The organism is Olsenella intestinalis (genome assembly GCF_023276655.1).
Classification (GTDB): Bacteria; Actinomycetota; Coriobacteriia; order Coriobacteriales; family Atopobiaceae; genus Olsenella_J; species Olsenella_J intestinalis.
In genome coordinates this window covers 650,817-673,665 of the sequence record NZ_JALGRK010000002.1, presented here as the reverse complement: position 1 = coordinate 673,665, position 22,849 = coordinate 650,817, and the positions used below count along the sequence as shown (strand labels likewise).

At 64.3% G+C, this 22,849-nt stretch carries 22 protein-coding genes; 15 read left to right on the top strand and 7 right to left on the bottom strand.

Annotated features, from left to right (window positions below):
* The first annotated feature begins 197 nt into the window (after positions 1 to 197).
* Both M5D76_RS07655 and M5D76_RS07650 read left to right on the top strand, forming a co-directional pair.
* Entirely contained in the window at positions 198 to 401 is a 204-nt protein-coding gene (locus M5D76_RS07655; protein WP_248922794.1) for a cold-shock protein, read from the top strand.
* 234 nt (positions 402 to 635) lie between these two features.
* Positions 636 to 2,075 carry a Sapep family Mn(2+)-dependent dipeptidase gene (locus M5D76_RS07650; RefSeq protein ID WP_248922793.1) on the top strand — a complete coding sequence of 480 codons (1,440 nt, stop codon included), beginning with the start codon at positions 636 to 638 and terminating at the stop codon, positions 2,073 to 2,075.
* Positions 2,076 to 2,167: 92 nt separating this feature from the next.
* Here the strand turns inward: M5D76_RS07650 and M5D76_RS07645 are convergent, their stop codons facing one another.
* Together M5D76_RS07645 and M5D76_RS07640 are read right to left on the bottom strand one after the other, a co-directional pair.
* A complete protein-coding gene (locus tag M5D76_RS07645) occupies positions 2,168 to 2,848 on the bottom strand; it encodes an HAD family hydrolase (protein WP_248922792.1) in 681 nt (226 codons plus the stop codon).
* A 76-nt stretch (positions 2,849 to 2,924) separates the two neighbouring features.
* A complete protein-coding gene (locus tag M5D76_RS07640) occupies positions 2,925 to 3,800 on the bottom strand; it encodes a Cof-type HAD-IIB family hydrolase (protein WP_248922791.1) in 876 nt (291 codons plus the stop codon).
* 168 nt (positions 3,801 to 3,968) lie between these two features.
* Here M5D76_RS07640 and M5D76_RS07635 point away from each other — a divergent pair, with 168 nt between their 5' ends.
* The 3 genes from M5D76_RS07635 to M5D76_RS07625 are packed head-to-tail and all read left to right on the top strand — an operon-like array spanning position 3,969 to position 6,709.
* Positions 3,969 to 4,742 carry an SDR family NAD(P)-dependent oxidoreductase gene (locus M5D76_RS07635; protein WP_248922790.1) on the top strand — a complete coding sequence of 258 codons (774 nt, stop codon included), beginning with the start codon at positions 3,969 to 3,971 and terminating at the stop codon, positions 4,740 to 4,742.
* Between the two features lie 54 nt (positions 4,743 to 4,796).
* Positions 4,797 to 5,792 (top strand): SIS domain-containing protein, encoded by a 996-nt coding sequence (locus M5D76_RS07630; RefSeq protein ID WP_248922789.1) that lies wholly within the window; start codon positions 4,797 to 4,799, stop codon positions 5,790 to 5,792.
* 59 nt (positions 5,793 to 5,851) lie between these two features.
* On the top strand, positions 5,852 to 6,709 hold the full coding sequence (locus M5D76_RS07625; protein ID WP_248922788.1) for a sugar phosphate isomerase/epimerase family protein: 858 nt from the start codon (positions 5,852 to 5,854) through the stop codon (positions 6,707 to 6,709).
* Here M5D76_RS07625 and M5D76_RS07620 read toward each other — a convergent pair.
* On the bottom strand, positions 6,706 to 7,494 hold the full coding sequence (locus M5D76_RS07620) for an alpha/beta hydrolase (RefSeq protein WP_248922787.1): 789 nt from the start codon (positions 7,492 to 7,494) through the stop codon (positions 6,706 to 6,708). The genes M5D76_RS07625 and M5D76_RS07620 overlap by 4 nt on opposite strands.
* 387 nt (positions 7,495 to 7,881) lie before the next feature.
* Between M5D76_RS07620 and M5D76_RS07615 the strand changes: the two genes are divergently transcribed.
* Positions 7,882 to 9,453, top strand: a complete 1,572-nt coding sequence (locus M5D76_RS07615; RefSeq protein ID WP_248922786.1) for an amino acid permease — start codon at positions 7,882 to 7,884, stop codon at positions 9,451 to 9,453.
* A gap of 182 nt (positions 9,454 to 9,635) precedes the next feature.
* Positions 9,636 to 11,168 carry an amidohydrolase gene (locus M5D76_RS07610; RefSeq protein ID WP_248922785.1) on the top strand — a complete coding sequence of 511 codons (1,533 nt, stop codon included), beginning with the start codon at positions 9,636 to 9,638 and terminating at the stop codon, positions 11,166 to 11,168.
* Between the two features lie 185 nt (positions 11,169 to 11,353).
* Here M5D76_RS07610 and M5D76_RS07605 read toward each other — a convergent pair whose 3' ends face one another.
* The 4 genes from M5D76_RS07605 to frlD (M5D76_RS07590) form a co-directional block, all read right to left on the bottom strand.
* Positions 11,354 to 12,451, bottom strand: coding sequence for an SIS domain-containing protein (locus M5D76_RS07605; RefSeq protein WP_248922784.1), 1,098 nt, complete (start codon positions 12,449 to 12,451; stop codon positions 11,354 to 11,356).
* 107 nt (positions 12,452 to 12,558) lie between these two features.
* The gene (locus tag M5D76_RS07600) at positions 12,559 to 13,506 is read right to left on the bottom strand and encodes an ROK family protein (protein ID WP_248922783.1); all 948 of its coding nucleotides are present in this window, start codon (positions 13,504 to 13,506) and stop codon (positions 12,559 to 12,561) included.
* The gene (locus M5D76_RS07595; protein ID WP_248922782.1) at positions 13,503 to 14,564 is read right to left on the bottom strand and encodes an SIS domain-containing protein; all 1,062 of its coding nucleotides are present in this window, start codon (positions 14,562 to 14,564) and stop codon (positions 13,503 to 13,505) included. Before M5D76_RS07595 ends, M5D76_RS07600 begins: the two co-directional genes overlap by 4 nt.
* A 9-nt stretch (positions 14,565 to 14,573) precedes the next feature.
* Positions 14,574 to 15,359, bottom strand: a complete 786-nt coding sequence (gene frlD, locus M5D76_RS07590) for a fructoselysine 6-kinase (protein ID WP_248922781.1) — start codon at positions 15,357 to 15,359, stop codon at positions 14,574 to 14,576.
* A 293-nt stretch (positions 15,360 to 15,652) separates the two neighbouring features.
* Between frlD (M5D76_RS07590) and frlD (M5D76_RS07585) the strand changes: the two genes are divergently transcribed.
* From frlD (M5D76_RS07585) to M5D76_RS07550, 8 genes are all read left to right on the top strand, one after another.
* Positions 15,653 to 16,453: a fructoselysine 6-kinase gene (gene frlD / locus M5D76_RS07585; protein WP_248922780.1), complete on the top strand. Its 801-nt coding sequence runs from the start codon at positions 15,653 to 15,655 to the stop codon at positions 16,451 to 16,453.
* A 65-nt stretch (positions 16,454 to 16,518) separates the two neighbouring features.
* Positions 16,519 to 17,343 carry a fructoselysine 3-epimerase gene (gene frlC / locus M5D76_RS07580; RefSeq protein WP_248922779.1) on the top strand — a complete coding sequence of 275 codons (825 nt, stop codon included), beginning with the start codon at positions 16,519 to 16,521 and terminating at the stop codon, positions 17,341 to 17,343.
* Positions 17,344 to 17,352: 9 nt separating this feature from the next.
* Positions 17,353 to 18,204: an amidohydrolase family protein gene (locus tag M5D76_RS07575; RefSeq protein ID WP_346348407.1), complete on the top strand. Its 852-nt coding sequence runs from the start codon at positions 17,353 to 17,355 to the stop codon at positions 18,202 to 18,204.
* Positions 18,205 to 18,212: 8 nt separating this feature from the next.
* Positions 18,213 to 18,641: a secondary thiamine-phosphate synthase enzyme YjbQ gene (locus M5D76_RS07570; RefSeq protein WP_248922778.1), complete on the top strand. Its 429-nt coding sequence runs from the start codon at positions 18,213 to 18,215 to the stop codon at positions 18,639 to 18,641.
* 89 nt (positions 18,642 to 18,730) lie between these two features.
* The gene (locus M5D76_RS07565; RefSeq protein ID WP_248922777.1) at positions 18,731 to 19,456 is read left to right on the top strand and encodes a GntR family transcriptional regulator; all 726 of its coding nucleotides are present in this window, start codon (positions 18,731 to 18,733) and stop codon (positions 19,454 to 19,456) included.
* Position 19,457: 1 nt separating this feature from the next.
* A complete protein-coding gene (locus tag M5D76_RS07560; RefSeq protein ID WP_248922776.1) occupies positions 19,458 to 20,186 on the top strand; it encodes a GntR family transcriptional regulator in 729 nt (242 codons plus the stop codon).
* A gap of 199 nt (positions 20,187 to 20,385) precedes the next feature.
* On the top strand, positions 20,386 to 21,909 hold the full coding sequence (locus M5D76_RS07555; protein WP_248922775.1) for an FGGY-family carbohydrate kinase: 1,524 nt from the start codon (positions 20,386 to 20,388) through the stop codon (positions 21,907 to 21,909).
* A 58-nt stretch (positions 21,910 to 21,967) separates the two neighbouring features.
* Positions 21,968 to 22,795 (top strand): BtpA/SgcQ family protein, encoded by an 828-nt coding sequence (locus M5D76_RS07550; RefSeq protein WP_248922774.1) that lies wholly within the window; start codon positions 21,968 to 21,970, stop codon positions 22,793 to 22,795.
* Positions 22,796 to 22,849 lie beyond the last annotated feature (54 nt).

Below are 22,849 nucleotides of genomic sequence, written 5' to 3'. Positions count from 1 at the left end.
CTCGGCGGCGCCTGCATCAGAAGCACCGTCGTGTCAAGTCAAATGTTTCACGCTTGAACCATTTTTGTCTGTGAACGGTTTGTGATGAAGTATTGAGATTTCTTGGGGTATTATGTCTTTCGTGGCAATTCGCCACAAAAGGTATCGCGCGTCTGCGCATTGTTTTCGCCCTCAGGGGCAAGAAAGAAAGGCACGAAATGGCACAGGGTACTGTTAAGTGGTTCAACCCCGACAAGGGCTACGGCTTCATCTCCCGCGAGGACGGCGACGACCTGTTCGTCCACTACTCCGAGATCCAGATGGACGGCTTCAAGACCCTCGACGAGGGCCAGGCTGTCGAGTTCGAGATCACCACTGGCCAGAACGGCAAGCTCCAGGCTTCCAACGTCACCAAGGCGTAGAGTCTCCGGCCACGTTCTAGCATATGGCTCAGGCCCCGCTCCGGCGGGGCCTTTTTTTGTGCCGCGGGTCCGTCGCGGGTGGCCTGTGGCGCGTGGCGTCGCGCGTGCCGCCTCGCGTGTGCGCGCTGTGTTGCTTTGGGCCGCGTCGCCCTCTGGCGGCCACGGCTCCGCCGATGTCCTAGGATGGGCGGGAAGAGACTGCGGACCGGCCGCAGGCAGACCCAGGGAGGACCGATGTCCGATCACGTGCGCGAGCTGGATGAGAAGATCGACGCCTACATCGAGGAGGTGTGGGAGGACGTCGTGGGCGACATCCGGACGCTGGTGCGGATCCCCTCCGTCGAGGACGTCTCGGCAGCGGCCCCCGGCATGCCCTGGGGCCCTCGCGCCCACGAGGCGCTCGTGGCGGGCCTGGGCCTCGCCGAGAGGCTCGGGATGGACGCGCACGAGTGCGAGGGCGGCCGCATCGGCTACGCCGACGTTGCGGGCGCCAGTGACAGGCAGATCGCGCTCATCTGCCACACTGACGTCGTGCCCGAGGGGCTCGGCTGGACCGTCGACCCCTTTGACGTGACGCGCCGCGACGGCTTCCTGCTGGGCCGTGGCGTGCTCGACGACAAGGGCCCGCTCGTGGTCGGGCTCTACGCGGTCGCCCTCGTGGCGCGCCTCGCGCGCGAGAGGGGAGAGGAGCTTCCCTACACGCTGCGCTTCCTCGTGGGCAACAACGAGGAGACGAGCATGGACGACCTCGTCTGGTACCTCGAGAACTACGACGAGCCGGCCTTTGCGTTCTCGCCCGATGCCGACTTCCCGCTCATCTGTGGCGAGAAGGGCGTCTACCACGCCCACTTCACCTCCGAGGCCTGCTTCGGCGGCGAGGGCGACTCGCGCATCGTCGAGATGGACGGCGGCACCGTGGCAAACGCCATCCCGTCGCAGGCGACGGCCGTCGTGCGCGCGGGCGCGGGCGAGCTCGAGCCGACCGCCGAGATCGAGGTCGAGGAGGCCGGCGAGGGCCTCGTCAGGCTCGTGGCGCACGGCAAGGGCGGTCACGCCTCGATGCCCGAGGGAACCGTGAACGCCATCGGCCTGCTCGTGGACTACCTGCTTGCGAACGACCTCTGCTCCGCCGCGGAGCGAACCTTCCTCGAGCTCGAGCGCCTCGTCTGCGGACGGGGTCACGACGGCGAGTCGCTCGGCATCAAGAGCGCCGACGACAAGTTCGGCGCGCTGACCGCCATTGGCGGCACGGTCCGCCTCGAGGGCGGCCGTCTCACGCAGACGATCGACTGCCGCTACCCGACGTCGATCACGGACGAGAGGATCACGTGCATCCTCGACGAGCTGGCACAGGGCAACGACGCCACCTTCGACGTGGACATGGTCAAGGTTCCCTTCTACATCGACCCCGCCTCTGCCGAGGTGCAGGCTCTTCTCGCCGCGCACGACCACGTGACGGGCAAGAGCTCGAAGGCCATCACGATCGGCGGCGGCACGTACGCGCGCAAGTTCACGCGCGCCTGCGCGTTCGGCCCGCATGACCCCGACGAGGCCGTGCCCGCGTGGGTCGGCCCCGAGCACGGGCCTGACGAGGGCATCAGCGAGGCGAGCCTGAAGCGCGCGCTGCGCATCTACGTCCACGCGATCACGAACCTGATGGAGCTCGAGCTCTAGGCCGCCATTGCGACGAGATAGTTCATCAGGTGCGACTGGGGCCGCCATCCGAGTGCAATCGGGTGGCGGCCCTTCTTGTCGTGCGGGCTTTGCTAGGGGCGTGCGAGGTCGCGCCAGTCGTCGATAACGAGGTCGGCCTCGCGCTCGATCTGGGCCATGTCCTGCACGGGGTCGCTGGAACGTACGCCGCAGGCGAGCATGCCCGCCGCGCGAGCCGAGGCGAGGGCAGCCGGAATGTCCTCGAAGACGATGCAGGAGGCGGGGTCTGCTCCCAGGCGCCGCGCGGCCTCGAGGTAGATGTCGGGATGGTCCTTCCCGCGTGCGACCTCGCGACCGTGAACGCGCACGTCGAAGAGGCTCGCCACGTCCACCTGGCTGAGGCCGTCGAGGACCTCGGGGTCGTTGGTCGTTGCGAGCGCCACGCGGACGCCATGGCTGCGAAGCCGCTCGATGTAGTCGACGACGCCCGGCCTGAGGGTGGCCTCGGCCTCGTAGAGCTCGCGGCCCATGCGGACCCACTCGGCACAGATCGACTCGACGCTTTCGTGAAGGCCGAACCGCTCGATGGTGTACTCGGCCCCCTTGGAGAACCCGAGTGTGGAGAGGGTGAGCGCGTAGTCGTCGGGCACGGCAAACCCGCGTGCCCCGAGGAAGTCTTCGTCTACGCGCCTCCAGAGGGCGGCGGTGTCCGAGATGGTGCCGTCGAAGTCGAAGATGGCCGCCTCGAAGGCGGACGGCCACAGCGGCGAAGGGGCGTCGTTATTGATGGTCAAGGGTTATCTCCTGAGGTGGTGCCGGGGCGGGTTGCGCACTTTACAACTGACTCATGATAGCGCCCGCGCTATGGCACTAGTCGAGGAATAACTGCTGGAGGGTCTCGATTACTCCCGACTCCGTATTTGGCGGACAGGTGGCGTCAGCTGCACGAATCGCGTCCAAGGCGGCATTGTCCATCGCAACACCCCAGCCGACGGCGGCAAGCATCTCTACGTCGTTGCCGTTGTCGCCGAACGCAAGGCATTCGTCGAGTGACAGTCTCCATCTCTTGCAAAGGGTTGCTAGGCCAGTGGCCTTCGTGCAACCGGGCGCCATGAGGTCGACCGAGCCGTTGCCCGAGACAACGGGGACGAGGGCCCCGCAGAGGGCGTCGGAAACAGCCTCCGAGAGCGCCTGCTCTGTCCCGTTGCGCGTTTCGATCGAGAACTTGAGCGCGATGTCGTTCAGGGACGTAAGGTCGTCGGTCCAGGAGATTCGGGGAAAGTATCGGCTCATGAGCTCGAAGAAGCCTTGGCTTGCCGAGCCGTGCTGGACGTAGGCTTCGTTTACGCAGCAGAGGGCGCACTCGGCATCCGCTCTGGAGGAGAGGAGCCTCCATGCGTCCTTGACGACGCCTTGCGAGAGGGATGCATGGTCGATTACGAGCCCGTCATCGACGACGAGGGCGCCATTCTCGGCGACGTAGGCAATGGGCGACGCGTCCGCCTCTTCCTCGATTCCCTCGAAGAACGTGCGGAGCTGGTAGTACTGGTTGCCGCTTGCGACGACAAAGCGCGTGCCAGACTCGGCCATGGCGGAGAGGACTCGGGCAAAGCGCTCACGGTCATATTCCCCGAATTGGTTTAGAAACGTTCCATCCATATCTGTGGCAACGAGACGTGGCTTGCTACCGTCCTGGAACGGCCCCAGACTCACTTTTCGTTTGCTGCTGCCGCATCGCTTTACCATGGGCCTCTCCTTAATCTGAATGCCGCCTGCCCCCCGAATAGCTACCAGATAAGTGAACGTGAAAATTATACCTTGTATAAGAGCGGTAAATAAGTTAATACGAAATATATACCAGTACCGAATCAGGCAGTGCTGCCAGAGGGTCTCGCTGCCAGGGAAGGAGCGTTCATGCGGGGAATCGAAGGGAAGGTAGTCGTCGTCACCGGTGCCGCGAGCGGCATCGGCAAGGCCACGGCGGGACGATTCGCGCACGAGGGCGCGACCGTGGCGATGCTCGATCTGTCGGCTGACGCCGTCGAGGCGGCCGCTGCCGAACTCGGTCTTTCCAAGGATGCCTACGTTGCGGTCGCTGTTGACGTGACCAACGACGAGTCGGTGGCCGCCGCCGTCGCATCGGTTCGCGAACGCCTTGGCCGCATCGACGTCCTCTGCAACATCGCGGGGATCGGCGGTGAGGTCGGATCCGTCGAGGAGCAGGATGTCGCGACCGCCCGAAAGGTCATCGAGGTTAACCTGCTCGGCACCTACGACATGATCCACCACGTGCTTCCCGTGATGCTCGAACAGGGCGAGGGCGTGATTCTTAACACGGCCTCCGTGGACGGTACCGCCTGCTACGCCTTTGAGGCCCCGTATGCCATGAGCAAGGCCGCCGTTGTTCATCTGACGCAGTGCCTTGCGAACGAGCTTGGTGGCAAGCTTCGCGCGAACTGCGTGAGCCCCGGCTGGGTGAGGACGCCCATGATGGACGCCACGGCCGACGCCTTCGGTGACATGGAGTACCAGAACGAGGGTGACCTCGTGGATCTCGGGCCTCTCGGAAGGGTGGAGGAGCCCGAGGAGATAGCCGCTGTGTTCGCGTTCCTCGCATCTGACGACGCGGCCGTGATCAACGGTGCCGACATTCACGCCGACGGCGGCAAGTACCTCGGCAAGCAATAGCGAAAGCGCCCGTGGCAGAGGGTCGCGGGCTCGACTAGTTGGGAGACCGTAAGAATGATCAAGTATGACAAGCAGCACGAGTTGGACAGCGTGAGGGGCGCCCTCGCCATTCGCGGCGAGATCGAGGCCGTGGTGGACGAAGTATGTGAGCGTGGCTTCGACCTCGTATGCTACATGGGCATCGGGGGCACCTGGGCCTCTGCGCTCCAGGCCGAGTCGCACATCAAGGAGCTGAGCGACCTGCCGGTCGTCGTCGAGAACGCTGCCGAGTTCAACACGCTCGGAAACAAGCGCCTCACGGACAAGAGCGTTGTCGTCTTCTCGTCCGTCTCTGGCAACACCGCGGAGATGGTCGTCGCCCTGGAGGCCCTGAACGAGCGTGGCGTCACGACCATCGGCTTCGTTGACGTTGAGGACTCGCCGCTTGCAAAGGGGGCGACCCACTGCATCGTCTATCCCGAGAACGAGCAGCTCAAGTTCTTCATGGTGGCCGATCGCTTCATGATGAACGCCGGCCAGTTCCCGCAGTACGACGCCTACTATGCCGAGCTCGACGCGCACCTTGCGGATGCGCTCGTCTCGGTCGCGGAGGCCTCTGACGAGTTCGCTCAGAGGTTTGCTGAGGAGCACCACGACGATGACATTCACTACTTCGTGGGCGCCGGCGAGCAGTATGGGTCGACCTACTCCTATGCGATGTGCTACTGGGAGGAGCAGCACTGGATCCGCACCAAGTCGATCCATGCCGCCGAGTTCTTCCACGGCATGCTCGAGGTGGTTGACCGCGATACGAACGTGACCGTCATCATGGGAGAGGACGCCGAGCGCCCGCTGGCCGAGCGCGTCGCCCGGTTCCTCCCGAAGATCTGCGCGCGCTACACCATCATCGACTCCAAGGACTATGCCCTCGAGGGCATCTCTCCGGAGTATCGAGGCTACCTGAGCCACCTCGTGACCCACCAGGTCACCAATCGCATAGACGCGCACATCGAGCGCATCAACTGCCACCCGATGGACATCCGGCGCTACTACCGCGCACTCGACTACTAGGGCATCGTTTCCCTATGCGGGGCCGCCTCCGGGCGGCCCCGTCCCGTTTGGAGGTTCGCATGAGCACGATAACGATGCGCGACGTCTCCGTCATGGGTACGTCGTACGTGCACTACCCGTTCGAGTTCTTTCTAGACTCAATGGCTGAGCTCGGTATCGCGCGCATTGACCTTTGGGGTGCCGAGCCGTTCTACTGCAGGCTCGACTACCCTGACTCCTGGGCGGCCTCCCGCCGCCTGCGCGCCATGCGGCGACAGATGGAGGAGCGCGGCCAGTGCGTGACGATCTACACGCCCGAGACCCTTGGCTACCCCTATAGCCTCTGCGATCCCAACCCGGCGCTCACGCTACGTACGATCGAGTTCTTCAAGTGGGCCTTCGAGGACGCGCACGAGTTGGGTTGCGGACGCGTCTTCGTCAACTCGGGCTGCGGCCTGAGGAGCCTGCCGCGCGAGGAGTCGCTCAAGCGTTGCACGGACACCCTGGCGACCATTTGCGACCTCGCCGAGGCGGAGGGCATCGTTATGCCTCTCGAGCAGCTTCAGCCCTACGAGAGCAACCTCGTCACGACCCTCTCCGACGTGCGTCGGGTGCTCGATACCGTCTCCTCTCCCGCGCTTCGGGTGTGCGTTGACATCACTGCGATGGAGGTGCAGGGGGAGACGCTCGACGACTACTTTGATTGCTTTGGGGACAAGGTCGAGTGGATCCACTATTCCGACTCCCATCACGAAGCGGTGGGATTGGGCTCCTACGGACGCGAGAAGCTCGCCGGTTTCATCCGCACGCTTGAGGAGCGTGGCTTCGAGAACGGGATCGACCTCGAGATCAATGACTCCATCTACTGGGAGGACCCGCACGCTCCCCATGAGGCCACCTGTCGCTATCTGCGAGAGGAGCTTGGCCTAGAGGGCTAGAGGCTCGGTGCCTCGAGGCCGGAAAACATCCGCAGCGCACGGTCCAGGGCGCCGTTCCAGAAGAGGAAGTCGTGCCTCCCCGGCCAACTCTCGAAGCTGTTGCTGCAGCCGAGGCGCGCAAGCGCCTCGGCGAGCCTTTTCACGTGGGGACAGAAGGGGTCGTCCTCTCCGACCATCTGGATGATGCGGGGGATGCCATCGGGCCCGACCCGGGAGATCGCCGCGCGAGCCAGACTCTCGATCGAGTGTCCCTCGTCAGGGCCCGACTCACCGAAGACGGAACGCATCTCGGCGTCACCCCAAAAGAGGTCGGAGAAGTCCTCGGCTAGCACTGCGGGGTCGGTTACGGAGGAGAGCGCTGCCACCCCTGCGAAACGCTCGGGGTGGGCGAGGGCCATCCTGAGCGCGCCGTATCCTCCCATGCTCTCGCCGCACACGAAGGTGTGCTCTCGGTCGCGCGGAAGCCTGAACCACGTGTGCACGAGCTCGGGCAGCTCTTCCGAGACCCATTCGAAGTAGCGTGGTCCCGCGGGTGCGTCGAGATAGAAGCTGCGGTTGCCGTCGGGCATCACGACGGCAAAGTCATAGACCTTCGCAAAGGCCTCGATCATCGAGAAGCGTGCCCACTCGTCGGCGTTCGAGCCGAGGCCGTGCAGGAGGTATAGAACCTTCAGGTCATTATCTATCTCTGTCCAAAAGTCTTCCGAGTCGTCCGGGAGAATCACGTTCACGCGCTGAGTGACGCGAAGCGATCTCGAGTAGAAGTCCCCGCCCAGCGTGCTCATGACCCCACCTTTCTGACGTGCGCGTGCCCTTTGTGCGCAAAGTGACAGTTTCTGGTGCAGAGCTGGTACATCCCTCTATGTGGAGGTGGCCTTTGACTGGATTTGCACTGCGGCTTCGCAAGGGTGTCCTTGCCGCCTTGGAGGCCCGTCCGGTCGTGTCGGCCATCCCTGGAGATGGGGGCATGCACGTAGAATGCACCCATCATATTGAACTAAGTAAGTACTAAGTAATTCTATACCACTCGCCGACGAATAAACAAGTGTGAGCAAAAAATATTCCAGTGCGTGTAATTCTACGGATGGAGTCAGCGAGACGCGCTGGGTCTCGACGAGACGAGGGCGTCTCCGTCGCATTCGATTGGTCATGACAGCAAGAAGGGAGAGTGTATGTCTGACACGCAGGCCGCAAAGGGCGGCGAGGGAATGACTCGTCACCTTGGCCTCAGCACCGCCGTTGCACTTGGCGTCGGAACCACGATTGGATCGGGAATCTTCACCTCGGTAGGCGCAGTTGCCGGTGCCGCCGGCACACCGTTCTTCACCATCCTCGCGTTTTTGATCGGCGGTCTCATCATGATTCCGCAGAACCTCATCTATGCGGAGTACTCCACCGCATACTCCGAGGACGGCGGACAGTTCGTGTACTTCCGCGAGGCCGGGTGGCCCTTCCTCGCCATGTTCTTCATCTGGTCCTGCTGGTGGGGCTCCGATCCCGTCGGCATTGCGATCATGGCGCTCACGGTCGCCAACTACCTCGCCTTCTTCACGGGCTGGTCGGCGACGGTCGTCTCCATCATCGCGTGCCTGCTCATCATTTTCTTCACGTGGCTTCACATGTGCCACAAGCACGCAGGCGCCAAGTGGCAGAACTTCATCACGGCCTTCAAGGTCGTTCCGTTCCTGCTGCTCGTTCTCACCGGCCTGTTCTTTATCAACGGCGGCAACTTTGAGGCAGCCCCGGTTGCGAGCTCTGCGGCCGCCTCGGGCAACATCATGATGGCCCTCATCGCCGGTGTCGCCGCGACCACCTGGTCCTACGACGGCATGCAGACCTGCGTCACCATGGGCGGCGAGGTGAAGAACCCGAAGAAGAACATGCCGATCGCGCTCATCGGCACCGTCTTCGTCGTCACCCTCCTTTACGTCCTCCTGTCCGTTTCCGCCACCGGCCTTGTCGACATCGAGTCCCTGGCCGCGTCCGAGGCGCCGATCGCCATGGCGTTCTCCCAGATTCCCATGATTGGCGAGCACGCCGGCACGGTCGCCGCAATCCTTGCGGTCATCGTGGTCACCGGGTCGCTCTCGTCGCTTATCATGTTCCAGGCCCGTGGCGAGATGAAGGCTGCGCAGGAGGGCTACTGGTGGCGCTCCTGGGGCAAGATCGACCCCAAGTACGATTCGCCCGTGATTTCCATGCTCTGGCAGTCCGGCTTCGCCCTCGTGCTCGTCTGGGCGACGACCATCCAGGACCTCGTGGCGATCTTCACCTTCATCTGCCTCCTGCGCAACGCCCTGCTCTTCTGCGCCTGGTTCTCGCTTCGCAAGAAGGAGAACTACCACCCGACCTTCAAGGCCCCCGGTGGCCCGGTCATGGCGATCCTTGCCATCGTTCCCTCGCTCATCCTCATGTATGGCGAGCTGGGTGGCATCATCTCCGGCGAGGTGCCCCTGTTCAGCTTCAACCCGATCAGCGCCGGCATCCTGATCGTCATCTCTGCCGTCCCGTTCTTCCTGCACTGGCGCAGGGTCAACGCTGACATCATCGAGGCCGCCGAGGAGCGCCGCAACGCCGCGATCGAGGGCCGCGTTGCCGCCGTGGCCGCTGGGGCGGCCGGCGAGACGACGGTCGAGGCCGACTCGGAGGTCACCCGTGCCTCGTCCGATGGCGTCAATGCGACCGACGCCCCCGAGGGCTCGGACGATCCGTCGAGGCCCGACTCCGGCGGCGAGGACGAGTAGTCCCTCCCACGAGGGGCGAGCCTGGCCCGCGGCACGTGCTCTTCTCCGAGGGCTGGGCCACCCCTCTCCTTGAACCAACGGCTGGCCACCCGCGTGCACGAACGCCGCGGGTGGCCTCTTGTTTGCGCGGTCAGGCGACTTCGCCTCCGCGCGCTCCCGCGACGACGAAAGAAAGGAACAAGATGGACGAGAAGAGCTTCGTTATCCGCTCGAGGGCGATCTTCGACGGCGTGGCCGACGCGCCGTTCTCGGGCCATGTGGCCGTGTGCGACGGCGAGATCGTGAGCGTGGGGGAGGGAGACGGCGACGCGTTCGTCACCGGCGCGACCCGGGTGATCGACGTCGGGGACGCGCTCGTGACCCCCGGCCTCGTGGACGCCCACTGCTTCTTCCAGGGCTGGCTGCTCCAGCATTACGGGGCCGACCTCTCTGGTTGCGCGAGCCTGGCCGAGGCGGCGGCGCGCGTCGCGGCCCAGGAGGGCTTCGCGCTTCGCGTGGGTCACGGCCTGCCGGTCGCGCTCGCCACTGACGACACCGGCCTGCTCGACGAGGTCTTCGCGGACGAGCCGTGCGTGCTGGTCTGCGAGGGCGCCGAGGCCATGGTGATGAACGCGGCGGCTGAGGCTCGCTTTGGCTTCACGCCGCGGGAGTGCTGGTCCGAGCGAGCGCACCTGCTGCTTGCCGCCGTCATGGCCGACCACGCGGCGTCGGTTCCCCTCTATCGAAGGTACCTGTCCATGATGAACGGCTATGGGGTGACGGCGACCAAGGAGATGGGCTACGACGACGACTGGTTCGTCGACGAGGCGCTCGCCCTCGAGAGCGAGGGCGAGCTTACCGTGCGCGTGAGCCTCATGAGCCAGCCGGTGGGACGCGATGCCGACATCGAGTACGGGCTCGGCCTGCGCCACCGCCTTGCGGAAAGCGAGCTTGTGGACTTCAGCGGCTACAACCAGATGACCGATGGCTCGATTGGCGAGCATGCGGGCGAGATGAAGGAGCCCTATCTCGATTTCGACGGCCGCTGCTCGATGGACGTCGACTGGGCGCATCACGCGGACGAGGTGCGCCGCGCCGAGGAGGCAGGCTTCAGGTTCTCCCTGCACACGCAGGGAGACGGCGCCGTCTCGCACGCGCTGGACATCTACGAGGGATGCGCTCGTGACGACGACGGTCGCCTGAGGCTGCGCCACGCCATGACCGACCTCGAGGCCGCCGACCCCGCCGACTTCGCGCGCATGGCGGCGCTCGGCGTCGTCGCCGAGGTGTATCCGCTCATCCAGTCGATCGCAAGCCGAGCGGGAAAGGCCGAGATGATAAGGCGCACCATCGGAGAAGAGCGTGGCACCCGCTATTGGAACCGCCGCGGAATGCTCGACGCCGGCGTTACCGTCGCCTGCGCGACAGACCTCCCCATGACCTTCGACGACCTGGGGACGGGCATCTACAGTGCCTGCGGTGGCTACTTCCCCGAGGGAGGGAGCCCGCTCTTCTCGCAGAACATGGTCTCGCCCGCCGAGCTGCTGCGTGCCTGGTGCGCGGGAGGCGCCTTCGACTTGATGATCGAGGACCGCGTCGGCACGCTCGAGCCGGGCAAACGTGCCGATATCGCGGTGTTCGACAGGAACGTGCTCGCCTGCGACCCCGTTGACGCGCGCGGCTGTGCGTGCGTGATGACCTTCCTGGACGGTCGCGTGGTGCACGACGTGCGCTAGCGCATCCGACAGCGACAAGAGGCGGGCCCGCACCATCTGCTCTGACGGTGCGGGCCCGATTTCCGTTGACGCAGGTCTGCTTTGGGCGTGGTGATGCAGGCGAGTGGGGCGTGTGTGGATCGGCCGGACGCGCGGACGCTGCGCCTGTGACGGTGGGGGCTGTGGCGGAGGCTCTTCTCGTCGTTCTAGAGGACCTCGCGGTCGACGTAGTTCTCGCTCTTGCCGGAGACGGCCCTGTCGAAGGCTGAGACCAGCGGGTGCTTGTGCCAGAGGTGCCTGTCGTCGGTGAGCTGATAGGCGAGGGTCTGGTAGTAGGGGAGAAGGGCGATCGGCGCCGCGAGGAAGCCATCCTGGGGCGCGAGGGAGACGTCGGCGCCTGCGGCCTCGGGGTCGTCGGTCAGGACGAAGACGTGGTCGGTCACGAGTCGCGTGGCCTCGACGAGCTGGCGCCCGCGAGCGTGGTCGCGGCCTCCCACGAGGTTGAAGAAGACGGCGTAGTCGGGCGAGAGCTGCAGGTTGGGCCCGTGCAGGTACTCCTCGAGCTCGAGGGCCATGGCGGGAATCTGGAGGCACTCGCCGAACTTGAGGGCGCCCTCGCAGGCGATCCCATAGTTGGCTCCGGCGCCCACCATGAAGACGCGCTCGAGGTTGGAGAGCTCCTTGTAGCGCGCGGCGAGGGCGGCGGGCGCATCGCCTGCAACGCGGGCGAGGGCTCCTGCGACGTCGGCGAGACGTGCGACCTCGCGCTCGCGCTCGGCGTCGTCGATGCGACCCTCGGCCCGCGCGACGTCGAGGGCGAACAGACAGAGGAAGTTCGCGAGCGCCGAGACGCCCTTGGTCACGTAGCCCACGAGCTCGACGCCCACTCCGTAGTCGACGAGGAAGTCGGACGCGCCGGCGAAGTCCGACGCGGGGTCGCCCGTGACGCCTATGGCCCTTCCGCCTGATTCGCGAATGGCGGCGAGGGCGGCAAGCGCGTTGGTGGAGTATCCGCTTTGTGAGATGACGAACGTAAACGTGGCGGCGTGCGCGTCGCGCTCGTAGGCGCAGAACGTGTACGGCTCCACGATGTCGACCTCGCGACCGAGGACGGAGCGCACGTAGGGGCGCGCTATCGTCGCAGCGTTCTTCGAGGACCCGCATGCGACGATTCGGACGCGCGAGTGACTGCCGGCGACAAATGCCTGGGCCAGCGGCGCGGCGACGTCTCGTTCGAGCTGCGACCTGAGGACGGACGGGGTTTCGTGGACGTAGGTGAGCATGGTTGGTCTTGCCGTGGTCATGTGTCTGGGTCTCCTTGCGATTGAGGTCAGATATGGTGCGGGTGGTTCCCATGGGGATGGGGCGACGTGCTGACGGGGGAGTGGGCACGTCGCCCCAGAGGAGGGCGTTAGTTGGAGACGAGGCCCGCGGCGCCTATGACGCCGGACTCCTCCCTGAGCCGCGTGACGCGCAGCTCGGTATGCTGCCCCTGGTACACCTCGGCGATGATGCCGCGCTGGAGTCGGTCGACGTAGGACTCGAGTCCGCGGGCAACGCCGCCCCCAAGGACGATGACGTCGGGGCAGTAGAGGTATACGTACTGGTTGAGCGCGCGAAGCAGGTAGCCCAGGAACCGGTCCACCACTCTGCGGGCGACGGGATCTCCCGCGACGGAGCGCTGGAACAGGTCTTTGTTGGTGGCCGCCGGCCCCAGCACGCGATGGACGACGCGCTCGAGGGCTGTGCCGGAGCAGGTCTGCTCGAGGCAGCCCTCGAGCCCGCAGTAGCAGGGGCTCTCGTCGATCCAGGGGTCGTCGTCGCGTTCGCGAACGCAGACGTGCCCGGCGAGGTGGCCCCGGGGCTCGTCCTCGACGAGCTGACCGTCCTCTACGAGGCCGAACCCGATGCCCGTGCCCAGGGTGAGCGTGAGCACGCGGCCGAAGCCCCGGCCCTCTCCGGCCAGCGCCTCGGCCATGCAGATGAGCCTGGCGTCGTTGTCGACGCGCACGGGCAGGCCGAGGGTGGCCGACATTTGCTGGCCGAGCGGGTGGCCATGGGTGAGGAAGGGCACCATCGAGGAGAGGCCGTCGATCGTCCCGTCCGAGAAGACATAGGATCCGATGCTCACGCCAGCCCCTACGGGCCTCGTGCCCGTTTGCGCGACGAGCCGGCAGACGCTTTCGGCTATGCCGCGGTAGAAGGCGTCCTCGCTCTCGCGCTCCGTCGGGAAGACGTCCAGCGCCATCACGCGTCCGGGCCTGGACGTGTCGACGAGCCCGACCTTGGTGCGCGTCCCGCCGACGTCGATCCCGCAGACGACTCGGCTCGGCGTCGCGCTCTTCTCGCCCGCGCTCATTTGACGACCCACCCGTCCTCGAAGAACATGCCTGGCTCGACGCCGTGGGCGAGGGCGACCTGATAGCTGAGGAGCTGGAAGTAGATCGCCTCGACGAGCATCATCCACGGGCCGTCGAGCCCGAGCTCGGGGAAGGTGAAGCGAGCTCCCGCGCGGGCGGAGTCGTCGAAGCCGAAGTAGAGCGAGTCTGGCGCGGCGTCGTTCACGTAGTCCCAGATCATGCTCGAGCGCTCGTCCGGGTAGACGTCGATCAGGATGGGCGTGGTGCGCGTGCGGGTGATGCCCTGCGCGCGCACGAGCTCCATCGGACCGTGGTAGAAGTTGTCGGCCGTCATGACGTTGGCCCCGACCTTGGCGGTCTCCTCGATCCAGAGCGATGCGCTCCTCGCCATGTTGACGCCCTCGTCGCGCGAGATGAGGTAGAAGCAGTCGGTCGCGGAGAGGAACGGCACCTCCTCGAGCCCGGTGAGGATGGCGCGCTTGTTGGCCTCCATCCAGTCGAACGCACCGTGAAGCGCCGAGACGAGCGTGCCGTCGGGCTCCGTTCGGCCTGCCATGTGCGCAATGAAGAGCCCGCAGAGGGCCATGGAGCTGTACGCCTTGATGCAGACGATCTTGTCGTAGCTCGCGACGTCGTGAAGGACGTGGGCGCAATGGGTCGCCATCGTGGAGTCGGGCGTCATGGTCACGCACGCGGCCTCGTGGCCGTGCGCGTCGAGCCATACGGCGAAGTCGGCGACCTCTCGGCTCTCGCCCGAGCGGCTCATCATGAGGTAGAGCGTGTCATGGTGGACGCGCTCGGGATGGTGGATCAGGGTCGCGGTCTCGACGAGCTCGACGTTGCGCCATCCGTCGTCGACGAGCGCCTCGTACATCGGCATGAGGGAGTAGAGCGCGCTTCCCATGGAGGTGAGGACGACGCGGTCGTAGGACTGCATGAGGGCGCTGATCTCTCGCACCTTGTCGAGATGCGGGCCGCAGAGGTCATCGAGGACGCGATGGAGCTCTGCGGGTTGCTCGAAGATGTTGGCGAGTATCGGATTGGTCTCGTTGGCCATGTCCGCCCCCTACCATGCGCCGAAGTACTGGAGGGTGACCGCCGAGCTCTGGGCGCCCTCGTCCATGCAATCCGAAACGCCCTTGCCCTCGAGCACGCCCTTGATGAATCCGGCGATGAAGGAGTCGCCCGCGCCCATGGTGTCGGCGAGGTCGACCTCGATGATGCCGTGCTTGTAGAAGGTGGTTCCATCGAAGGCGAGGCTTCCGTGCTCGCCGAGGGTCACGACGACGGCCTTGGGCCCCATAGCCTGCTTCTCTCGCATGAAGGCACGCACCTCGTCACTGTCGTCGGCGTCGAGGCCGAAGAAGGCGTAGTCGACGTAGGGGAGTGCGGAGTCGACCATGGGGTCGTCGGGCTGGTCGGAAAAGTCGAAGGCGACCGTGGTGCCCGAGGCCTTGATGGCCGGAAGTTCCTCGGCCGTGTGGCCCCAGATGCCGCTCACAAAGAGGTCGTGTCCGCAGACGAAGGCGAGATCGTCCTCGGTGAGCCTGAAGCTCTCCATGACGCCCTCGGTGTAGTCGCCGAAGACGCGGTTGCCATTGACGATCTTCACCTGGGTGACGGCCGTCTGCCCCTCATCGACGTGGAGGTGGGAGAGGTCGACCCCCTTGGCTTCGAGGGCATCTGCCAGGAAGGCGCCCTCGGGGTCGGTTCCGACTGCGCCGGTATAGGATGCGTCGATCCCCATGCGCTTGAGGTAGACCGCGACGTTGACGGGGTTCCCGCCAGGGTACTTCTTTCCTTCGTCCTGGTAGACGTCAACGCAATTGTCTCCCGCTGCGGCAACTCTCATGTGCTTCTCCTTCTGGTGGTCTCGATCGTGTGCGCGTGCTGCGCGTCCACGGCAATGCTACCGATTGGAATGCCCCGTGCATCTACTCTGAGACGAGTGGTATGAAAAACACTATAAGCGGTATAGCGAATCTACGCTTCGGCGAATGTGTTTGAAAATCCTTGGAGTTTCAAGCTGAACGTTGTGAAATCGTCCGCGTGCGGTATGAGCCAGATATAAGCGAGCTGTACGTTCGATGAATTTAGTATATAAGTACGTTTTAAAGGCATACCACATAGCAACAAGGAGGAGTCATGAGGGCAGCCTGTATCGGCGACAACTGCATAGACTACTATCGCAATCTCGCGCGCGCCTATCCCACGGGAAACGCCGTGGATACGGCCGTTAACATGCAAAAGCTCGGCGTGCCCACGTCGATCATCTCTACCACGGGGTCGGATGGCCATGGCTCCTGGATGGTCGAGACCCTTCGCCGCGAGGGCCTCGACGTCTCTCATCTCAAGGTCGTCGAGGGCATGACCGCCATCACGTACATGGACCTCGAGGGACTCGATCGCGTCCATGGCGAGTACTTGGAGGGCGTCCTGGCCGACATCTCCTTTTCCGATGACGACATCGCCTTCGCGTGCGAGCACGACATCGTCCACACGGCGCTCTGGGGCAATGCCGAGGCGACGCTGCCCGAGATTCACGCGTCCGGAACCCTCGTGAGCTTCGACTATGCCGATCGTCTCGATCACCCGCTCGTCGAGAGCACCCTTCCCTACGTCGACTACGGGTTCTTCTCCTCCCATGGCGAGAAGGACGACGCCATCCGCGACTACCTCCGGGACAAGGTGGATCGCGGCATGAGGGTCGCGACGGCCACCTTCGGGGAGCGGGGCAGCCTCTCGTGGGACGGCGAGCGCTTCTGCGAGGGTCCTGTCTACCCGGCCTCACGCCTCGTGAACACCGTCGGGGCGGGAGACTCCTTCATCGCGGGTTTCCTCGTGGGCGTCCTCATGGGCGATGACGTTGCCGGATGCCTTGATCGTGGGGCTCGAATCGCGAGCGAGGTCGTGGGAGTCTTCGAGCCCTGGGTTGTCACCGCATAACTCTATACACCCGAGCCGGCGAGGCCGGCACGAGCGGCGGCGCGTCCGCCAGAGGGGATGGGAAGATGTTTGAGATCGGTTTGTTTACGAGTGGATACCAGCGCAGCGACATCGAGGACATGTTTGCTGACGCAAAGCGATTCGGGTACGACTTCATCGAGCTCTGGGGCGGACGTCCGCACGCCTACGCCCCCGACCTTGCCGCGGGCGAGATCGACGAGATCCTTCGCTTGAGGGATGCGTACGGGGTCGACATCCGTGGGTACACGCCCGAGCATAACGCATATCCCTACAACTTCATGATCGGCAGCGAGCGCCAGCGCGAGGACGCCGTGCGCTACCTCAAGGTATGCCTCGACCAGGCGCGCGCCCTGGGCAGCGACTTCATGCTCGTCAGCCCAGCCCACGCCGGCTACGAGGCGACGCACGATCAGATGCGCGAAAGGCTCTATCGCACGATGGAGGAGCTCTCCGGCCATGCGGCCAAGGTTGGGGTCAAGCTCGTGGTCGAGACACTTACCCCCGAAGAGTCCAACGTCTTCAAATGCGCCAACGACCTCGTCGACCTTTTCGAGCATGTTGACAGTGACTACCTCGTGGGGATGCTCGACGTCGTGCCCCCGTTCCTCCAGCAGGAGCAAATCATGAGCTACTTCACGTTGCTTGGCGAAAAGCTCTATCACCTGCACATCCCCGACTCCAACGGTGTCGATGCGACGCATCTGGTCCCTGGGGAGGGCGTCATGCCCTATCGCGAGCTCGTCCAAGAGATCCGCGACCTGCCCTTCGAGGGGACGGCCACGATCGAGCTGGTCACCAACTACCTCAGCGAGCCGCGCCTCTATGCGCGCCGCTCCATCGAGAACCTTCGCTCGATGCTGGCCGAGTAGGAGGCTCACGTGTTTATCGACATCCATGTCCACCCCGCCTTCTATGAGCCCATCAACTCGGACCCCGTGCGCGAGGAGATGCGTCACGAGGTCCTTGACATCCACCTGAACGGAACCGCCAAGCTCGCCCACATCGAGAACCAGATGCGTCTGGCCGGACTTGACAAGATGTGCCTCCTCGGACAGGACTATCTCGTCACGGAGGGCGTCACCCCCGTCTCGAACGAGGAGGTCCAATCGCTCGTTGACCTCCGGCCCGACCGCTTCATCGGCTTCGCCTCGGTCGACCCGCATGACCCCGCCGCCGCCGAGAAGCTCGAGCGCGCATTTGTGGAGCTCGGCCTCGTGGGACTCAACCTGCATCCCGGCAGGCAGCGCTTCTATCCCATGGATGACTGCGTCCAGCCGCTCTACGACATCTGCGAGCGCCACGACCGCCCCGTCATGTTTCACGCCGGCATGTCCTGGGAGCCGCATACCCTTGCGAAGTTCGGACGGCCCGTGGAGTTCGAGGAGCTTGCCGAGGCCCGACCGAACCTGCGCTTCTGTCTCGGCCACTTCGCATGGCCCTGGCTCGAGGAGGCGGCGATGCTCATGGTCAAGCACAGGAACGTCTATGCCGACACGGCCGCCCTGTACTTCGACTGCGCGCGAGAGTTCTACGACCGCCTCTTCACGCAGGAGCTTCCCCTTACCTGGATCGATCGCAGCCTGAGACACCAGGTCATGTTCGGCAGCGACAACCCTCGCTTCGAGCAGATCCGCATGGCACGAGCCCTCGAGGGGCTCGGCCTGCGCGAGAGCACCCTCGAGCTCGTCAAGGGCGAGAACGCCCTTGAGTTCCTGTACGGACGCGACTAGGGAGGACCATGGTCTTCGAGAAGAGCTTCACCTTCCTCACCAGCGAGTACAACCAGTACACGCTCATTACCGAGAAGATCGAGAGCGTCGTGGCTGAAAGTGGCGTCACCGACGGCATGGTCACGGTTCTGTCCCGCCACACGACGACGGGCATCACCACCAACGAGGCGCTCGAGTGCCTTGAGAGCGACATCGACGAGTTCCTCTGTCGGCTCGTGCCGGAGGATCATCCCTACGCCCATGCCCGTATGCTTGCCGACTACGGCTCGACGGCCGGGAACCCCACGGGCCACCTCAAGGCGCTCCTCACGGGCAATCACGCGCACTTTCTCGTGCACGACGGGCGAATCGAGAGGGGTGGGGCCCAGGAGGTGTACTTCTGCGAGTTCGACGGACCCTCTGAGCGTACCTTTCTGGTGCAGGTGATGGGCGAATGACCCGCGTGCCGTCGGCACGGCGACGGCAAGTCTTATATATTTAGGAGAATCGAGGAAACGAGACTCAGACGTCTGACAGGTGGGGACCCTTGAGTTCCAGAGACACGATCACAGAGCTAATCGAGTGCTACATCATCGATAACGACCTGCGCCCTGGTGACAGGCTCCCTTCCGAGAGGGACCTGTGCGAGCAGTGGGGCGTCAATCGCATGACGCTGCGCAACGCCATCAAGCGACTCTCCGAGCTTGGCGTCGTCGAGAGCAAGGTGGGGCTCGGCACGTTCGTCGCCAAGCCCAAGATCGTTCGAAACCTTCAGGACACGCTCGGTTCCTCCGAGGCCATTGCGGCGGCGGGCGGCGAGCTCGATCGGATCGTCGTCTCGTCTCGTCTTGCCGAGGCCGACAAGCATGCAGTGCGCCAGCTCCACGTGATGCTGGCCTCGCCCGTCTTCGAGCTCACAAGGGTTTGCATCGTCGACGGCGAGAGGGCGGCCATCGAGTCCGTGATCGTCAATGCAAGGGACTGCCCCGGCATCGAGAGGCATGACTATGCGGTGGAGTCGCTCTACGGCGTTCTCCGCGAGGAGTACGGCCTCGTTGCGACGCGGGGCACCGAGAAGATCGACGTCTGCAAGCTCGACGAGCGAGAGGCTGACCTCCTGCACTACCCCGCGGGCACGACCGCCTTCTTCCAGGAGGGACTCATGCTCGACCAGGAGGGCAAGCCGCTCGAGTACTTCACGACCATCGCGATGCCGCAGCGTATCGTCTTCGGGACGGAGCTTCGTCCGTTCAGCGAAGGGGAGGGCAGGTAGCATGTCGGGCATCGATGAGAGCTCACCCATCTTCATGCAGCTGAGGGGTGTCGTTCGCGAGCGCATCTCGACGGGCGAGTACGCTCCCGGCGTGGCGATTCCCTCGGAGAACGCGCTCGCGAAGACCTATGGCATCAATCGCCTGACCGTCCGTGCGGCCCTCGACGGGCTCGTCGAGGAGGGGCTGCTCAAACGTGTCCAGGGCAAGGGCGTCTTCGTTGTCGGCAAGCGTATCGAGCGAGACCTCGATCACCTCACCGGATTTCGCAAGGCCATCGAAGGCGGGATGTCCAAGCCCGGCGTGAAGATCCTCGATCGACAGCGTCGCCGTGCCGGATCGGCGTACGCGAAGCGTCTCGGCATCGATCCCGAGGATGAGATCTTCTACATCAAGCGCCTCGACCTGGCTGACGGCGAGCCCATCTCGATGGAGGAGGTCTACGTCCCCTGCGAACTCTTCCCGAACCTCATGGACGTCGACCTCGAAATCTTCCCCATGCAGGACGTCTACGACTTCTACGAGTCGTCGCCCGTGCGCGCCTGGCAGACCCTCGAGATCGTTCCCGTCGAAACGAGGCTCGCGCGCATGCTCAAGCTTGGCGAGGAGCGCGACGCGCTGCTGTTCACCTGCTACACGTACCGCGAGGACGGACGCGTCATCGAGTTCATGCGCTCTTACAACCGAAGCGACGCCTGCTTCTTCACCGTCAAGGTGAGCGAGGGAGAATAGCTCTCCGTTTCCAGGGGACGAGCTGCGGGTGACCGCGCCCTCTGTGCCTCTTTAGCTAGATAAGTAACCTATACCATTAGACCACTCTTTTTCGACCGCTCGCGTCGGTCGTCTCGCCATACCCCTCTCATTGGACTAAAAACAATTGGGAGTTATCTATCTACATCGCCTTTCGGCGACATGAGAGAGGGGTGGTCTCGTGACACAGCCGTATTTCATGGGCATCGACACCGGCACCTTCGCGAGCAAGGGCGTCATCATCGACGTCGAGGGGAGTATCGTAGCGCAGAGTTCCATGGAGCACGGGATGGAGAACCCACGGCCCGGGTACTATGAGCACGATGCCGATGACGTCTGGTGGCACGACTTCTGTGCAATCTCACGCGACCTCATCGAGTCGAGCGGGATCGAGGCCTCTGACATAGCGGGCGTAGCCGCGAGTGCGCTCGGCGCTGATTGCCTGCCGGTAGACGAGGGGTGCCGACCGCTGCGCAAGGCCATCCTATACGGGATTGACGCGCGCGCCCTGGAGCAGTGCCGCGAGCTTACCGAACTCTATGGGGACGAGCAGATCCACCGCTGGTTCGGACGCCCGCTTGGCAGCTCGGATGTCATGCCGAAGATCCTTTGGGTGCGCGAGAATGAACCCGAGGTCTTCGGGCGCGCTCACAAGTTTCTGACAGCCTCGAGCTTCATAACCGCGAGGCTCACGGGCCAGTACTGGGTTGACAAGTTCCTCGGCCTCGCGAGCTTCAACCCCCTCTACGATCCTGATGGGACGCCTAACTCGACGCTCTGCGAACCAATCTGTCGTCCCGACCAGCTTGCTCGCGTGGGCGAGACGACCGACATCGCCGGGTACGTCACACCGTCCGCCGCCGCCGAGACCGGGCTTGCGGCGGGGACTCCCGTGACGGTGGGGACCGACGATTCCGGCGCCGAAGGCATCTCCTGCGGCATCGGGCGCGTGGGCGACCTCATGCTTCAGTTTGGGTCGTCGATTTACATGTTCCTCGTGGCGGACCGCCTCGTGAACGATGACCGTATCTGGCGTGAGCGCTTCATCATCCCCGGTAGCTATGACGTCTCTGCGGGCACCAACACCGCCGGCACCCTCACGCGCTGGTTGCGCGACGAAGTCTTCCGCGACCTCGCTTCTGACGAGGGTAATGGTGATGGGTCGGCGTATGCGTCCATGGCGCGAGAAGCGGCCGAGGTCGGCGTGGGAAGCGATGGACTCATATTCCTCCCATACCTCGCCGGCGAGCGCACCCCCATCAACGACCCGGATGCCCGCGGCTGCCTCGTGGGGCTCACGCTCGCACATACGCGCGCGCACCTCGTTCGCGCCGCCCTTGAGGGCGTAGCCTATTCGATCAATCAGCACTTCAAGATCTTCGAGGAGGACGGCGTTCCCATACGACGCGTCGTTGCGGCAGGCGGCGGAACCAAGAATGGACTGTGGATGCAGGTCGTTGCGGACGTGACGGGCAAGCCCATCGAGGTGCCCGCCATTGGCATCGGGGCGAGCTACGGCGATGCCATGATGGCAGCAGTCGCGACCGGGCATTGGTCCGGATTCGACGAGATCGCACGTCGCGTCAAGCCCGGCGTGACCTATGAGCCGAACCTCGAGCACCATGAGAGCTACAAGCGCTACCAGGAGATCTTCGATGAGCTCTATCCCGCGACCAGGGAGCTTGTCCACCGACTCTCGCGCTAGCCACCGCGAGCATCGCGGGGTGACGAACGGAAGACACTGACGACAGGAGAATTGGCACATGTGGATCAACGAACTATTCGGCGTGGATAAGCCCATCATCTCGATGCTGCACCTTGACCCTCTCCCCGGAGACCCGCGCTATGGGCGAGATGGATCGGTGAATCGAGTCGTCGAACATGCGAAGCGCGACCTCGAGGCTCTGCAGGAGGGCGGCGTCGACGGAGTCATCATCTCGAACGAGTTTTCCCTGCCGTACCAGCGGCACATGAGCCATGTGACGCCCGCCACCATGTCTTACGTCGTCGGTCGGCTCAGGGATGAGATGAGCGTGCCGTACGGAGTCGACGCCATCAGCGACGGGCTTGCCTGCATAGAGCTTGCCGCTGCATGCGAGGCTCGGTTCGTCCGCGGCACTTTCTCGGGCGTCTACGTGGGTGACGGCGGCCTCTACGACAACGATTTCAGTATGCTTATGCGCCGCAAGGCCGAGCTTCACCTCGACGATCTGCGCATGCTCTATTTCATCAACCCCGAGTCGGACGTCAGCCTCGATTTGCGCCCGCTTGCCGACGTCGCCGCCTCGACCATCTTCAAGGTGCACCCCGACGGCCTGTGCGTCTCCGCGAACGCTGCGGGCTCGGATGTCGACTCGGGGCTGATTCGGTCGGTCAAGGAGAGGAACCCCGAGGTGGCAGTGCTGGTCAACACGGGGTGCCGCCCCGACACCATTCGCGAGAAGCTCAGCGTGAGCGATGCCGCGGTGGTGGGCACCTATTTCAAGGAGGGCGGACGACTTGAGGACGAGCGCCTCGATAACGTGCGCGTCGATGTGAGGCGCGTACGGGAGCTCATGGGGGTCGTGCACGAGCTGCGCGCCGGGCGCTAGCGCCTGGAGTGGCCAGGGCGATCTTCGCCCGAGCGGGCGCGGGGGAGGGTCATG

Bases quoted from the DNA above. Each gene is read 5' to 3' on its own strand.
- frlC (WP_248922779.1), top strand. From the start codon at position 16,519: ATGTTTGAGATCGGTTTGTTTACGAGTGGATACCAGCGCAGCGACATC.
- M5D76_RS07620 (WP_248922787.1), bottom strand. From the start codon at position 7,494: ATGAGCACGCTGGGCGGGGACTTCTACTCGAGATCGCTTCGCGTCACT.
- M5D76_RS07605 (WP_248922784.1), bottom strand. From the start codon at position 12,451: ATGACCACGGCAAGACCAACCATGCTCACCTACGTCCACGAAACCCCG.
- M5D76_RS07630 (WP_248922789.1), top strand. From the start codon at position 4,797: ATGATCAAGTATGACAAGCAGCACGAGTTGGACAGCGTGAGGGGCGCC.
- M5D76_RS07595 (WP_248922782.1), bottom strand. From the start codon at position 14,564: ATGGCCAACGAGACCAATCCGATACTCGCCAACATCTTCGAGCAACCC.
- M5D76_RS07610 (WP_248922785.1), top strand. From the start codon at position 9,636: ATGGACGAGAAGAGCTTCGTTATCCGCTCGAGGGCGATCTTCGACGGC.
- M5D76_RS07625 (WP_248922788.1), top strand. From the start codon at position 5,852: ATGAGCACGATAACGATGCGCGACGTCTCCGTCATGGGTACGTCGTAC.
- frlD (WP_248922781.1), bottom strand. From the start codon at position 15,359: ATGAGAGTTGCCGCAGCGGGAGACAATTGCGTTGACGTCTACCAGGAC.
- M5D76_RS07655 (WP_248922794.1), top strand. From the start codon at position 198: ATGGCACAGGGTACTGTTAAGTGGTTCAACCCCGACAAGGGCTACGGC.
- M5D76_RS07550 (WP_248922774.1), top strand. From the start codon at position 21,968: ATGTGGATCAACGAACTATTCGGCGTGGATAAGCCCATCATCTCGATG.
- M5D76_RS07615 (WP_248922786.1), top strand. From the start codon at position 7,882: ATGTCTGACACGCAGGCCGCAAAGGGCGGCGAGGGAATGACTCGTCAC.
- M5D76_RS07570 (WP_248922778.1), top strand. From the start codon at position 18,213: ATGGTCTTCGAGAAGAGCTTCACCTTCCTCACCAGCGAGTACAACCAG.
- M5D76_RS07635 (WP_248922790.1), top strand. From the start codon at position 3,969: ATGCGGGGAATCGAAGGGAAGGTAGTCGTCGTCACCGGTGCCGCGAGC.
- M5D76_RS07640 (WP_248922791.1), bottom strand. From the start codon at position 3,800: ATGGTAAAGCGATGCGGCAGCAGCAAACGAAAAGTGAGTCTGGGGCCG.
- M5D76_RS07650 (WP_248922793.1), top strand. From the start codon at position 636: ATGTCCGATCACGTGCGCGAGCTGGATGAGAAGATCGACGCCTACATC.
- frlD (WP_248922780.1), top strand. From the start codon at position 15,653: ATGAGGGCAGCCTGTATCGGCGACAACTGCATAGACTACTATCGCAAT.
- M5D76_RS07600 (WP_248922783.1), bottom strand. From the start codon at position 13,506: ATGAGCGCGGGCGAGAAGAGCGCGACGCCGAGCCGAGTCGTCTGCGGG.
- M5D76_RS07560 (WP_248922776.1), top strand. From the start codon at position 19,458: ATGTCGGGCATCGATGAGAGCTCACCCATCTTCATGCAGCTGAGGGGT.